Origin of the sequence: Bacillus sp. BB51/4, assembly GCF_008368845.1 — a bacterium.
In the GTDB taxonomy this organism is placed as follows: domain Bacteria; phylum Bacillota; class Bacilli; order Bacillales; family Bacillaceae_G; genus Bacillus_A; species Bacillus_A wiedmannii.
Map to the genome: position 1 here is coordinate 391,144 of NZ_QOSC01000013.1, position 13,243 is coordinate 404,386.

The 13,243-nt window shown below is 35.0% G+C and carries 12 protein-coding genes; 9 read left to right on the plus strand and 3 right to left on the minus strand.

Annotated elements, in window-relative coordinates:
- Positions 1-216: 216 nt before the first annotated feature.
- On the plus strand, positions 217-813 hold the full coding sequence (locus tag DN392_RS19235) for a hypothetical protein (RefSeq protein ID WP_000487799.1): 597 nt from the start codon (positions 217-219) through the stop codon (positions 811-813).
- Positions 814-909: 96 nt separating this feature from the next.
- Here DN392_RS19235 and racA read toward each other — a convergent pair whose 3' ends face one another.
- A complete protein-coding gene (gene racA, locus DN392_RS19240) occupies positions 910-1,452 on the minus strand; it encodes a chromosome-anchoring protein RacA (protein WP_000456016.1) in 543 nt (180 codons plus the stop codon).
- Between the two features lie 353 nt (positions 1,453-1,805).
- On the opposite strand from racA, the gene DN392_RS19245 reads away from it, so the two are divergent.
- Entirely contained in the window at positions 1,806-3,161 is a 1,356-nt protein-coding gene (locus DN392_RS19245) for a hemolysin family protein (protein ID WP_002108356.1), read from the plus strand.
- A gap of 132 nt (positions 3,162-3,293) precedes the next feature.
- The gene (locus tag DN392_RS19250) at positions 3,294-4,718 is read left to right on the plus strand and encodes an aldehyde dehydrogenase family protein (RefSeq protein ID WP_000716467.1); all 1,425 of its coding nucleotides are present in this window, start codon (positions 3,294-3,296) and stop codon (positions 4,716-4,718) included.
- A gap of 121 nt (positions 4,719-4,839) precedes the next feature.
- Here DN392_RS19250 and DN392_RS19255 read toward each other — a convergent pair whose 3' ends face one another.
- Positions 4,840-5,232 (minus strand): YueI family protein, encoded by a 393-nt coding sequence (locus DN392_RS19255; protein WP_000247570.1) that lies wholly within the window; start codon positions 5,230-5,232, stop codon positions 4,840-4,842.
- 235 nt (positions 5,233-5,467) lie between these two features.
- On the opposite strand from DN392_RS19255, the gene DN392_RS19260 reads away from it, so the two are divergent.
- Positions 5,468-6,601, plus strand: a complete 1,134-nt coding sequence (locus tag DN392_RS19260; protein ID WP_000425100.1) for a BA2291 family sporulation histidine kinase — start codon at positions 5,468-5,470, stop codon at positions 6,599-6,601.
- Positions 6,602-6,634: 33 nt separating this feature from the next.
- On the opposite strand, the gene DN392_RS19265 is transcribed toward DN392_RS19260, so the two are convergent.
- Positions 6,635-7,384: a DUF4397 domain-containing protein gene (locus DN392_RS19265; protein ID WP_000083267.1), complete on the minus strand. Its 750-nt coding sequence runs from the start codon at positions 7,382-7,384 to the stop codon at positions 6,635-6,637.
- A 1,003-nt stretch (positions 7,385-8,387) separates the two neighbouring features.
- On the opposite strand from DN392_RS19265, the gene DN392_RS19270 reads away from it, so the two are divergent.
- Genes DN392_RS19270 through ablB form a run of 5 tightly spaced genes read left to right on the plus strand, consistent with a single transcriptional unit; the run spans position 8,388 to position 13,166 of the window.
- Positions 8,388-9,698 (plus strand): aspartate aminotransferase family protein, encoded by a 1,311-nt coding sequence (locus DN392_RS19270; protein ID WP_001205889.1) that lies wholly within the window; start codon positions 8,388-8,390, stop codon positions 9,696-9,698.
- Entirely contained in the window at positions 9,695-10,393 is a 699-nt protein-coding gene (gene atoD / locus DN392_RS19275) for an acetate CoA-transferase subunit alpha (protein WP_000208097.1), read from the plus strand. Before DN392_RS19270 ends, atoD begins: the two co-directional genes overlap by 4 nt.
- Positions 10,378-11,040 carry a CoA transferase subunit B gene (locus tag DN392_RS19280; protein ID WP_000525266.1) on the plus strand — a complete coding sequence of 221 codons (663 nt, stop codon included), beginning with the start codon at positions 10,378-10,380 and terminating at the stop codon, positions 11,038-11,040. Before atoD ends, DN392_RS19280 begins: the two co-directional genes overlap by 16 nt.
- A 15-nt stretch (positions 11,041-11,055) precedes the next feature.
- Positions 11,056-12,324: a peptidase gene (locus DN392_RS19285; protein ID WP_048563106.1), complete on the plus strand. Its 1,269-nt coding sequence runs from the start codon at positions 11,056-11,058 to the stop codon at positions 12,322-12,324.
- Positions 12,321-13,166, plus strand: coding sequence for a putative beta-lysine N-acetyltransferase (ablB, locus tag DN392_RS19290; RefSeq protein ID WP_000878612.1), 846 nt, complete (start codon positions 12,321-12,323; stop codon positions 13,164-13,166). The genes DN392_RS19285 and ablB overlap by 4 nt, the downstream gene beginning before the upstream one ends.
- Positions 13,167-13,243 lie beyond the last annotated feature (77 nt).

The window sequence follows — 13,243 nt, forward strand, 5'->3', positions numbered from 1 at the left end:
AGACAACTTTATACGATTTGAATTTGAAAGTAATATAAGTATGTTGTTAGAAGAACGGTACATGAGGGATAAAAGACGATTAAGATGGAATTTAATTCGTTTTACAGAATATAATAAGTCATAAATATTTTTAGTTGCATACGAAGATTTGTTCTTATATGATAGATAGTGAAAGCGTTATCAAAAACAGAGCGGCGATGGGAAAGGCGGGTAAATATGTTCCAGCGTGTTCAAACAAAAGAAGAACATTTTTGGTTCGAGCAACTATGGGGAGATTTTTGTGAAGAAAGAAACTTAATGTTCGTAGAACGTAATTTAAATCCATCACGATTTTTATTAATAGAAGATGAACATCATATTGGTACAGTAGAATGTATTAAGTATACGGAACCAGAGCAATCGAATTCTGAGTTTTTCTATCCGTTTTCTAAAAATGATTTAGTGAAAGATTTGAAAAATGTGTATGAAATAGGCAAGTTGAGTATTGCGAAAACGTCTCGTGGGAGAGGACACTTCAAAAGACTAACAGCTATTTTATTTATGCATGCATTAGAAACGAAAGCGGAATGGTATATTGCAGCAGTGACAAAAAGAATGTATATGTATTTATTAACACTCGGTTTCCCAATTGAACCGGTAGATAAGCCATTTCAGTTTCATGATACTTTACAAGGTGTACCAGTGCGAATTCATGCCCGAAAAGGGGCTACGCATTTGTATTCTTTAAAAGAATTTCGAGATGTGATTCAAGGGAATGCTCATGCACAGGCATTAATCGCAGAATACAGTAAAAATATTATGTTAACAAAATAAAGCGAAATGAATATATATAATAAAGAGAATGCTATTTTAATATGAAGTCATTCTTCATGAAAAAAGACCCTTATTATTTTAATAAGGGTCTAAAAATTATAATCCAAATATACTAAAAATCATTTTGCGGCGCTTCGGCTTCTTTTCTCGTTCATATGTTGGTTTTGAATCGGGAGTAATATATATTGGTTCTTCTTTCTTCAGGGAAGCTTCTAGCTTTTGAATTCGCTCTAACATTTCCTCCATTTCACGGCGATGTTGTAAAAGTTGGTACGTAACAACATCATTTGCCTTATCTTGCATTTGTTCTTCCATTCGATCTAGCCTTCTCGTAATAGTGTTTAATTGAGCTGCTAATTGCTCAAATTCATGTGATGATTTGTCTTGAACAATTGTATTTACTTGAGTTTTTAATTCTTCAACATCATTTGATGATGTTTTTTGAGTAGGGTGAGAGTTTTGAGACTGCTCTATTTGTGAAAGATGGAATTCTAACATTTGATCTAAATCTTCTTGTGTGAAAATAAAGTGACCATATTTATTTTTTTCTATCGTAAGATTTAATTGTTGTGCAATCCGGACAACAGCCTTTGGGCTAACACCTAATTTTTTTGCGATAAATGGTGTTTTATATTCCAAAATAATCCCTCCTATATATATCCTGTTGAATGATTTCGATCTATGAAGGAAGTTCCCTTCTAGTGTGACAAAAGAAGTGTGGAATCGGCAAAGAAAGTGTTTTTTCACGAAATGAAGCTGTGAAGAATATATCGTTTATATAAAATGTTTTATCTTAAGATTTAGAACTATTTGACTAAGGGAAATGAATTAGATTATCATAATGATAAATATCTTTTTTATGTATGCATATAATATATAAAAAGGTGGTTGCTAATGTAGAATTTTTTTAGAGTATTAGAATGCTTACTTCACTTGAATAAAATTAAGTAGGAGGTGGCTTCCTTGCTTACAATGTAAGTAAGGAGAAGTATTTGGACATATATAGTATAAGTATAGTGATTGTTTTAATTGCCTTAACGGCATTTTTCGTCGCAGCAGAATTTGCAATTGTTAAAGTGCGAAGTTCACGAATTGACTATTTAATTGCAGAAGGAAATAATCGCGCAACATCTGTCAAAACAGTCATTACAAACTTAGACGAATATTTATCTGCTTGTCAGCTAGGAATAACAGTTACAGCTCTGGGGATTGGGTGGTTTGGTAAACCGGCGTTAAAGCAAATGTTTGACACGCTTTTTGTAAATTTGAACATTTCTACTCAACTAGCAGACATTTTTGCTGTAATTTTAGTGTTTTTGTTTATTACATTTTTACATGTTGTAATAGGGGAATTGGCCCCAAAAACATTCGCGATTCAAAAAGCTGAACAAGTGAGTTTGTTTGTTGCTAAACCGTTAATTTTCTTTTATCGTATGGCGTTTCCATTTATTTGGATCCTAAATGGATCAGCCCGAATTATTACGAAGTTGTTAGGGCTGAAACCACCGAAAGGGCACGATGAGGTTCATTCAGAAGAAGAATTACGGTTGTTAGTTTCAGAAAGTTACAAAAATGGAGAGATTAATCAATCTGAATATAAATATGTAAATAAAATTTTTGAATTTGATGATCGTATAGCGAAAGAAATAATGGTACCCCGAACTGAGATGCATATTATAAGTAAAGAAATGCCTGCTGAAGAAGCCTTGCAAAAAATGTCTCGGGAAAAATATACGAGATATCCAGTTGTAGATGGGGACAAAGATCACGTAATAGGCTTTGTAAACTTTAAAGATATTTTCACAGATTTTGTGCAGCATAATGCAGTAAGTAATAAGAAAGTAGAGCAATATATTAGGCCAATCATTTTAGTTATCGACTCTATCCCAATACACGACTTATTTTTAAAAATGCAAAAAGAAAGAACGCATATTGCTATATTGATAGATGAATACGGTGGTACGTCTGGACTTGTTACAGTTGAAGACATTTTAGAAGAAATAGTGGGAGATATTCAAGATGAGTTTGATACGGATGAACAGCCAGAAATTCAACAAGTTAGTGAAACGAAAACAATACTAGAGGGAAAAGTGCTTGTTAGTGAAGTGAATACGTTATTAGGTTTAACAATTGATGATAATGGTGTTGATACAATCGGTGGTTGGATTTTAACGAAGAATATAGAAATTGCTGAAGAGGATTTCATTGAAATTGAAAATTATAAGTTTTGTGTAAAAGAATTAGATGGACACTATATAAAGAGATTAGAAGTTACAAAAACTGTAGAATCAATTGTTATTTTAGAAGATGAAAAACAAATTCCATTTCAAGAACAAATTAGTTCGTAGACTCTGCTATATGGCAGGGTTTTTTTGAGCATAATGTTTTTGGCAGAATAAGGGCTATGATACAATGGCATAAGTCAGACCTTTCACTAGGTGAAATATTGTTGTATACATATATTTGGAAGGGGAAGAGTTATGAAAAAGCATTTATATATAAATGGAGATTGGAAGTCTGTAAACACTTATAAACCATTATACGCACCATATTCTGAAGAAACGTTAGCGGAAATTGCACAAGGAACCGAAGAAGATGTACAAGAGGCTGTTACTGCTGCAAAAAATGCAATGAAAAAAATGAATACATTATCTGCATATGATCGTGCGACTATTTTAGAGAAGGTTGCACAAAAAATGGATGAAAGAAGAGAAGAATTTGCAGAGATTATTGCAAAAGAGGCTGCAAAACCAATTCGTGCTGCGAGGGGAGAAGTAGATCGTACCGTTCAGACATACAAATTTGCAGCGGAAGAAGCGAAGCGTATATACGGCGAGACACTGCCACTTGATGCAGCACCTGGTGCAGATGGGCGTATTGCATACACAATACGAAAACCGATAGGGGTTATAGGAGCTATTACACCATTTAATTTCCCATTAAATTTAGTGGCACATAAAGTCGGCCCTGCAATTGCTGCCGGAAATACAGTTGTGCTAAAACCAGCTGATCAAACGCCATTATCGTCTTACGCATTAGTTGAATTATTTGAAGAGGCAGGATTGCCAAAAGGAGCTTTAAATATTATTTCTGGTCCCGGTTCAACTGTAGGTGAGGCGATAGTTACAAATGATGATGTTGCTTCCATTACTTTTACGGGAAGTCCGAAAGTTGGAATTGGAATTAAGGCAAAGGCTGGGTTAAAGCGAGTTACGTTGGAACTGGGATCAAATGCTGCTGTTATTATTGATGAAGATGTAGAATTAACAGATGAAGTAATTGAACGTGTAAAATGGGGAGCATTTGTAAACAATGGACAAGTTTGTATTTCGGTACAACGTGTTTTTGTACATGAAAAGAGAATGGATGAATTTCTTTCAAAGCTAAAGAAAGCGATGGAAACAGTTGTTGTAGGTGATCCATTGCTGGAAGAAACGGACGTATCGGCTTTAATTTCGAAAAAAGATGTAGAGCGAATAGAAATGTGGGTGCAAGAAGCTATTAAGGAAGGTGCAACTGTTTTATACGGTGGTAAGAAACGTGATGCAAGGATTTTTGAACCAACTGTATTAACAAATGTTCCAGAGTATGTATCTGTTCAGTGCCAAGAAGTATTTGGTCCACTCATGACAGTAAATACATTTAAAGAATTTGATGAGGCAATTGAGCAAGTAAATCATTCACGTTACGGTCTACAAGCAGGTGTGTTTACAAATAATTTGTTTAAAGCAATGCGTGCAATTGATGAGCTAGAGGTTGGTGGTGTCATGATTAATGATATTCCAACGTTTAGGGTAGATCATATGCCTTACGGTGGTGTTAAGGAAAGTGGTACGGGGCGTGAAGGAATTAAATATGCAATAGAAGAAATGACAGAAATGAAATTAGTGTGTATTAAAAAATAAAGTAGATCGAGCTTAAACATCCTAATAAAAAACGAGTAGGAAATGTTTACGATTCCATACTCGTTTTTTTATTGTTTGTTTTACGTTTCTCGGAACGATTTAATTTAACCAAGTGTACCTTTTACTTCATTTCTTGTTTGAAAATAGCATCTTCTACATAAATTTGTTCTTTGTCAACAGCAGTGCTATGAGATAATACTAAACCGATTGGTGTTTCTATGCCTTTATTTTGAACAATTGTAAAAGGAACATTTTTTTCATTTGCTAATTTAATGTATTTTGATAAATGTGGGTAAGCAATGCCACCATTTAGGAATATTTGTAATGATTGAGAAGAGCGCATGCTACTAGCTACTTCAGAATATACATTACTTTGCATTACTTGACCGATAGTTAAAGCGATTTCTACACGCTCACGTAATGTAGTTAAATACATATTACGTTCTTCTGGTTTGTTCTGCTTTTGGCCGTAAATGCCTTCTTGGAGATAATCTTCCACATTTTTATTTACCATATTTTTCACACCTTTCATTTTCTATTGTACGAAAGAATGAAGCAGGATGCAAAAAAAAGTCGCATTGAATGTAAAAAACTTTGAATGAAAGGAAGGGAAATGGAATGTATCAATCTAAACAATTAATAAAGACATTAAAAAATTTTATCAACACATATTAACAAAATGTGACAATAATCTATTAACTAATCGCATTTTTTGTGTTAATATTCAAAATATAAAGGGTGTTCGTCGCATGGAAATGGAGGGAATGGGGGTTTTTCCAATCGATAAGGATATTAAAGAAGTATTTTGTTCGCACTTGAAAAACAACAGGCACCAATTCGTTGAGAACTGGAAAAACAAAATGATAATTTCCGATAAAGATCCATTTAAACTAGAAGCAGTTCAAAATGGAGAGGATTTATTAGAGTTAATTATCGAACTTACTATGGAAGAAAAAGATATAGATTATCTTCAGCCATTATGCGAGAAAATTGCTATTGAACGTGCAGGGGCAGATGCGAATATTGGAGACTTTGTCTATAATGCAAATGTGGGAAGAAATGAACTTTTCGAAGCGATGTGTGAATTAGATGTTAGCGCACGTGAATTGAAACCGATTATGGCCCAAATACATACTTGTTTTGATAAATTAATTTATTATACTGTTTTAAAATACTCGGAAATTATATCAAAAAATTTAGAGGAAAAACAGCAATATATTAACGAAACACATAAAGAAAGGCTGACGATTTTAGGGCAAATGTCAGCAAGTTTTGTACATGAATTCCGTAACCCACTCACTTCAATTATGGGATTTGTTAAATTATTAAAGGCAGACCATCCAAGTTTATCTTATTTAGATATTATTTCTCATGAATTAGACCAATTAAATTTTCGTATTTCGCAATTTTTACTCGTATCGAAAAAAGAAATGTGGAATGAATCAGAACAATTTTGGCTTAATGATTTGTTTCAAGATATTATACAGTTCTTATATCCGAGTTTGGTCAATGCAAATGTTTCGATTGAAAAGAATTTACCGTATCCAATTCCACTTGTTGGCTATCGGAGTGAAGTGAGACAAGTATTTTTAAATATATTAATGAACTCAATTGACGCTCTAGAATCAATGAAAGAAGAACGGAAAATTATCATTGATGTATTTGAAGAAGATCAATCGATTCGAATTGTGATAAAAAATAATGGGCCAATGATTCCAGCTGAAAGTGTAGAAATGATTTTCGAACCATTTGTAACTACTAAAAAGTTAGGAACTGGTATTGGATTATTTGTATGTAAACAAATTGTAGAAAAACATAATGGGTCTATCATGTGCCGTTCAGATAACGAATGGACAGAATTTCAAATTGTATTTCAAAAATAAACAGTCTACACCAAATGAATGGTGTAGACTGTTTTAATTCGTAAGTATAACGGCTTCTAATTTAGGATCTTTAGTTGAATAACCTAAAAGTGAAATTGTATATATGATGTTCGGTTCGACTTTGAAATTCGGTATAGTTAGTAAGACGCTGGGATTATCGGCGAGTGAAACTTCAATATCTGCTGTACCAGGACTAACTTCCAAAAAATCTGTTATTTGTTTAAAGAGTACATTTTCAAATAAATGATCTCCACCTTTTAAATCTACATTTACAACAGGGGTATCTGGAGAAAAATGTGCAAAGCGTATTTTTGCTTGACCAGCTGGTAAATGTGTATTATCAAGCATAGGTTGTAATTGTAGATGATTATCACTATTTATTGCGGAAAAAGTATAAGTGTGATTCCCCATTATTGGTACTAAAGCTGAAAAGATGGGAGTTTCATTTCCAACAGGGACAATATCTATACGGTATTTACCTTGCACTAATGTTAAATAGGGACTAAATTGTTTAAATGAAATATTTTTAATAACTTTTTGCCCGTTTACTAAAATGTCAACCGCAGGTGTATTTGAAGCAGAGTGAAAAAAACGTATGTGTGACGGTAAAGCAGCTTCTTGTGAATCTCTTTTTTCATACGCCTGTACCAGTTTCGTAAGCGCATCGTAATATTTCATATATAGTTCTACATATTTTTTCGGATTTTTAAATTGATAGTAACGAGCGAGCTGTTCGTAACGTGCAGCTTCTTGTCCATATTTTTCGATTTCAGATTGAGACATGAATATTCCTCCTTTGTCATCATTAAAACTATATGCTTAACAAGAAAGAGGTTATGCGAAAAAATTGTTTTTTGAAGGAGAAAAGTTGAAAATTAATAAAGAGTATTGCTTATGGATAAGTGTTTTTTAGGCGAAAGAGCCTTATAATTTTCTAGAGTATACAGCAATATATCATCTATGTTGGATGATGATGTACCGATTACAATGTATATTTCGAAATAAAAAACCTTAAGAGCGTATGAAGTAACATATCGAAAACATGTCCAAAAATCCTTAGGAAACTAGGGATTTTTTTAATAATGGGCAAATACACATACAAAGTGATAATTGTCCTACATAAATTATAAAGGAAAGGTAGTTTAAATATAAGGAAAGGAATAAAATATTGGGATGGGGATATCCAAAAAGGAATTGTGAATGGAGTTATGGAAGGTTTTGTGCTTTACGATGTAGGATGAATCTTGAATTTGTAACATTATTTTTTCTATTTACGTTAGCAAGTGGCAGTATTAACCGATAAAAGAGCGTCGTGCCGAACTGATTAATGTGGTTAATCGGTTCTTTTTTTATTGTATAAAACGGAGGAGAATGTATGTGAAATATAGGTTTCTATAAAAATAATTGCTATGCATTTAGTAGGATTAATTGTCGATATTTGTTTGAAAATATGCAATATAAAGTAGGAGAATAGGAAGGAGTTTAAAGGGAGTTTCGTCGAAGTTTACACAATGTCGGCAATTGAGGGAAGCTGATATTATGTTAAGAAAATATGTAGTGAAGCGTTTATTTTATATAAAGGAGGGTTATTGGAGCGTATAGATAAGGGTTGGTCTTCATTTTAAGTTCTGAATTTTCTGTTTTCGAAATTAATATTTAGCACTCATTTGTATATTTTATAATAGTTTTTTGATAAAATCACTGCTTTCGCAGAGGGTTCTTTTTTATGAAAGAAACGTCAATTTTCTTCATATATATATACAAATTGGAGAAATGGGGGAGCGCTATGCGCGATTACTTAATTAAACCACTTGTTGGTCAGCCGTATCCAATGATTTCACATGGAAAAGGTGTGTATTTGTATGATCAAAACGGAAATAAATATTTTGATGGCTCGTCAGGGGCAATTACGGCAGGTATTGGGCATGGCGTAAAGGAGATTGCAGATGTTATAAAAAAGCAAGCAGAGGAGATTGCTTTCGTTTATAGATCACAGTTCACGAGTGAACCAGCTGAAAAATTAGCGAAGAAATTAAGCGATTTAAGTGTAGGAGATTTGAACTGGAGCTTTTTTGTGAATAGTGGTACGGAAGCAAATGAAACAGCTATGAAAATTGCAATCCAGCATTTTCAAGAGCGAGGTATTCAAGGGAAGCATAAAATTTTGTCACGATGGATGAGTTATCACGGTATTACGATGGGAGCCTTATCAATGTCTGGGCATCCACTGCGCAGACAACGTTTCGTGTCAATTTTAGAAGATTATCCAACTATTCCAGCTCCATATTGTTTTAGATGTCCGGTGCAAAAGGTATATCCAACTTGTCAGCTTGCTTGTGCGACTGAACTAGAAAGATCAATTGAAAGAATTGGTGCAGAACATATCGCAGCTTTTATCGCTGAACCAATTATCGGAGCAGCTGGAGGAGCAGTCGTTCCGCCGAAAGAATATTATAAAGTCATTAAAGATATTTGTAGTCATTACGATATTTTATTTATTGCTGATGAAGTAATGACAGGGCTTGGTCGTACTGGCGCATGGTTTGCGATGGAGCATTGGGGTGTAGAACCGGATATTATGACTCTTGGTAAAGGTTTAGGAGCTGGATATACACCGATGGCAGCGACGATTGTAAGTGACCGTGTTATGGAGCCAATTTTACGTGGATCGCGTTCTGTAATGAGTGGGCATACGTTAAGTGCAAATCCATTATCTGCAGCAACAGCTCTAGCTGTTATTGAATATATGGAGAAACATAATCTACCTGAAAAAACAGCAGAAAAGGGAGAGTATTTAATAAAAGGACTACAGAAAGTTCAGCAACAATCGACAATCATTGCTGATGTGCGCGGAAAAGGGTTGCTGATTGGAGTAGAATTGCAACCGTTTACAAAAGCGTCGGAACTTATTTCGGTTGCAGCTAAAAATGGTCTTCTATTATACCAAGCTGTGTCAGGGCAAGCAGGAAAAGAAGATAGTGCACTGCTTGTAGCACCGCCGATGACAACTACATATTCCGAGTTAGATGAATTACTTTCAATTTTTGCAAAAAGTGTAGAAGAAATGATGCAAAAAGGAGGGCATAGTATCGCATGACAACTATTACGAATACATTCGATAAATTAAAAGAGATAGAGGAAGTAATTTCTTTGTTCCACGATGATATGACATTAATGTTTGGAGGATTTGGGGGGATTGGATCCCCTCCATCTTTAATACAGGCGATTTTAGAAAAAGGAGTTACAAATTTAAATTTAATAGGAAATGACACGGGATTTCCTGATGTAGGAATTGGTCGTCTTGTTACGAATGAAAGAGTAAAATCATTAATTACTTCACATATTGGTTCAAATCCAAATGCAGGAAGACAGCTAAACGAAGGAAGGTTACAAATCGAGTTTTCTCCTCAAGGAACATTAGCAGAGCGTATTCGCGCTGGTGGTGTAGGACTTGGAGGTGTATTAGTTGATGTAGGTGTTGATACGATTGTAGAAGAGGGAAAACGTACAGTTGAAATGAATGGCAAGACATATTTAGTTGAAACAGCATTAACTGCTGAGGTTGCAATTGTATATGCGAAAAAAGCGGATCCGTTTGGTAATCTTGTGTTTGATAAAAGTGCTCGTAATATGAATCCTCACGTAGCTATGGCAGGGGATATAACGATTGTAGAAGCAGAAGAAATCGTTCCACTTGGAAGTTTAGATCCAGAAGAAATTGTTGTCCCAGGAGTATTTGTAAATTATATCGTACCGTCGGAAGGAGTGAATTGGAAATGGGTATGGGCGTAGAAGTGAGAGATAAGATTGCTAGGCGCGCGGCGAAAGAAATACAAAATGGTATGATTGTAAATTTAGGTATTGGTATACCATCGCTTGTACCGAATCATCTTCCTGACGATATAAATGTTATGTTTCATGCGGAAAATGGAATTGTAGGTATGGGACCTACGCCAAGAAAAGGGAATGAAGACGAAAATTTATGTAACGCAGCAGGTTTACCGACTTCTCTTATTACAGGAGCGAGTTATTTTGATAGTTGCACAGCGTTTGGGATGATTCGAAAAGGTTTATTAGACATAACGATCCTTGGTTCATTACAAGTAAGTGAGAATGGTGATTTAGCGAACTGGATTGTACCAGGAAAACGCGTTCCAGGTATTGGGGGAGCGATGGATTTGGCACAAAAAGCGAAGCGGGTCGTTGTTGTGATGAATCATGTCGATAAATACGGAAATGCAAAGATTGTTTCGGAGTGTACATTACCATTAACTTCAAAGAAATGTGTAGATTTAATTATTACGGATATGGCAGTTATGGAAGTGACGCAGGGTGGACTCATTTTACAAGAATTAATGAGTCCATACACAGTGGAAGATATAAAACAACATACAGAAGCTGATTTTAAAATTGGCTCTAACTTACTAGTAATCGAATGAGGGGAGATGTAATATATGGAGCAATTAAAAAAGAAAATTTGTGATTATATCGAGAGTCATGAAGAGGAAAGTGTAAAATTTTTAAAACGATTAATTCAAGAAAAAAGCGTATCTGGTGATGAAAGTGGTGCGCAGGCGATTGTGATTGAAAAATTACGTGAGCTAGGTTTAGATCTTGATATTTGGGAACCTTCATTTTCTAAAATGAAAGATCATCCTTATTTTGTATCACCGCGTACAAGTTTTTCAGATAGCCCGAACATAGTGGCAACTTTAAAAGGAAGTGGCGACGGGAAATCTATGATATTAAATGGACATATTGATGTCGTACCAGAAGGAGATGTGAATCAGTGGGACCATCACCCTTATAGTGGTGAGCAAATAGGGAATCGTATATATGGTCGTGGAACAACGGATATGAAAGGCGGCAATGTCGCACTGATGCTTGCGATGGAAGCCATTATTGAATCTGGTATCGAATTAAAAGGAGATATTTATTTTCAAAGTGTAATAGAAGAAGAGAGCGGCGGGGCAGGAACATTAGCGACTATATTACGAGGATATAAAGCAGATGGTGTCATTATTCCAGAACCGACAAATATGAAGTTTTTCCCGAAACAACAAGGGTCCATGTGGTTTCGTCTACATGTGAAAGGCAAAGCAGCACACGGTGGTACACGTTATGAAGGAGTAAGTGCAATTGAAAAAAGTATGTTTGTTGTAGATCATTTGAGAAAATTGGAGGAGAAGAGAAATACCCGAATTACAGACCCGTTATTTAAAGGAATCCCGATTCCAATTCCAATTAATATTGGGAAAATTGAAGGAGGGAGCTGGCCAAGTTCTGTTCCTGATTCATTAAATTTAGAAGGAAGATGTGGTATTGCGCCGAATGAGACTATAGAGGCAGCAAAAGAAGAGTTTGAGAATTGGATCGCTGAATTAAATGATGTGGACAATTGGTTTGTTGAAAATCCTGTAGAAGTAGAGTGGTTTGGAGCGAGATGGGTTCCTGGTGAACTAGAAGAAAATCATGAGTTAATTACGACACTAGAGCATAACTTTGTTGAAATCGAAGGGAACAAACCAATTATTGAAGCATCTCCGTGGGGGACTGATGGAGGTTTATTTACACAAATCGCTAACGTACCAACGATAGTATTTGGTCCAGGAGAGACGAAAGTAGCACATTATCCAAACGAATATATAGAAGTTGATAAAATGATAGCTGCCGCAAAAATAATTGCATGTACATTACTAGATTGGTGTGAGGTGAAAAAATGAAATACTATGAATCTTTTAGAGAACAGACGAATGGCTATACAGTTGAAGGTGTTTTAGACTATTTTAATAAACGTATTCGAGTAGACCACTACACAGGAAATATTGAGAGGATTATCCAAACAATTGACGAATTAGCAGAGAAGCATTCTTTCACTAAATGTATTATTAAAGGAAAGGGAGAGCATGTTTCTACATGGCTCTCTTTCGGTTTTTTATTGGAAGCAACAATACCGCATTATTTTCAAGGTCACGATGCATACTTCTTCGTGAAATTTATTAGTGATGAAAGACGAAATAGTATTCATTGGGCTGAGGAAGATACCATTTTAAGCGGTGTTAAAGCAAAAGAAGTAAAGGAAAAAATAGTCCCAGAGAAATTTTTATTAAGAAAAGCGACAGAAGTGGATGCGGAAGAATTAGCAGCTGTCTTTGGAAAAGTATTTGAAGTTTATCCGACGCCTTTAAACGAAGCGAGTTATGTAAAACAAACGATGAAGGAAGACGATACAATATACTATGTGTACGAATTCGAGGGGAAAATAATTAGTACAGCATCTGCAGAAATGAATATAAAAGAAGGAAATGCAGAATTAACAAATTGTGCTACTTTACCCGAATATCGTAAGCATGGGTTTATGAAAAGTTTACTAATTAAGTTAGAAGAAGAACTGCAAGAAAAATCGATTTTCTGCTCCTATACAATTGCTCGATCGCTTTCTTTCGGAATGAATGCGGCCTTTCATCAGTTAGGTTATACGTATACAGGAAGACTGGCGAACAATTGCTACATTTTCGATAAGCTGGAAGATATGAATATATGGGTGAAAGATTTGTCTAAATAGTACGGTATAAAAAATAGAACGGAATCGTCATGCTTATAATCGCATATAGGTATGCCGGAAATTCGGCGTGTGATTGC

What these genes read in the sequence shown, in the direction of transcription:
- DN392_RS19285 (WP_048563106.1), top strand. Translation starts at nt 11,056, where the DNA reads ATGGAGCAATTAAAAAAGAAAATTTGTGATTATATCGAGAGTCATGAA.
- DN392_RS19255 (WP_000247570.1), bottom strand. Translation starts at nt 5,232, where the DNA reads ATGGTAAATAAAAATGTGGAAGATTATCTCCAAGAAGGCATTTACGGC.
- DN392_RS19260 (WP_000425100.1), top strand. Translation starts at nt 5,468, where the DNA reads ATGGAAATGGAGGGAATGGGGGTTTTTCCAATCGATAAGGATATTAAA.
- DN392_RS19265 (WP_000083267.1), bottom strand. Translation starts at nt 7,384, where the DNA reads ATGTCTCAATCTGAAATCGAAAAATATGGACAAGAAGCTGCACGTTAC.
- ablB (WP_000878612.1), top strand. Translation starts at nt 12,321, where the DNA reads ATGAAATACTATGAATCTTTTAGAGAACAGACGAATGGCTATACAGTT.
- DN392_RS19280 (WP_000525266.1), top strand. Translation starts at nt 10,378, where the DNA reads ATGGGTATGGGCGTAGAAGTGAGAGATAAGATTGCTAGGCGCGCGGCG.
- atoD (WP_000208097.1), top strand. Translation starts at nt 9,695, where the DNA reads ATGACAACTATTACGAATACATTCGATAAATTAAAAGAGATAGAGGAA.
- DN392_RS19235 (WP_000487799.1), top strand. Translation starts at nt 217, where the DNA reads ATGTTCCAGCGTGTTCAAACAAAAGAAGAACATTTTTGGTTCGAGCAA.
- DN392_RS19250 (WP_000716467.1), top strand. Translation starts at nt 3,294, where the DNA reads ATGAAAAAGCATTTATATATAAATGGAGATTGGAAGTCTGTAAACACT.
- DN392_RS19270 (WP_001205889.1), top strand. Translation starts at nt 8,388, where the DNA reads ATGCGCGATTACTTAATTAAACCACTTGTTGGTCAGCCGTATCCAATG.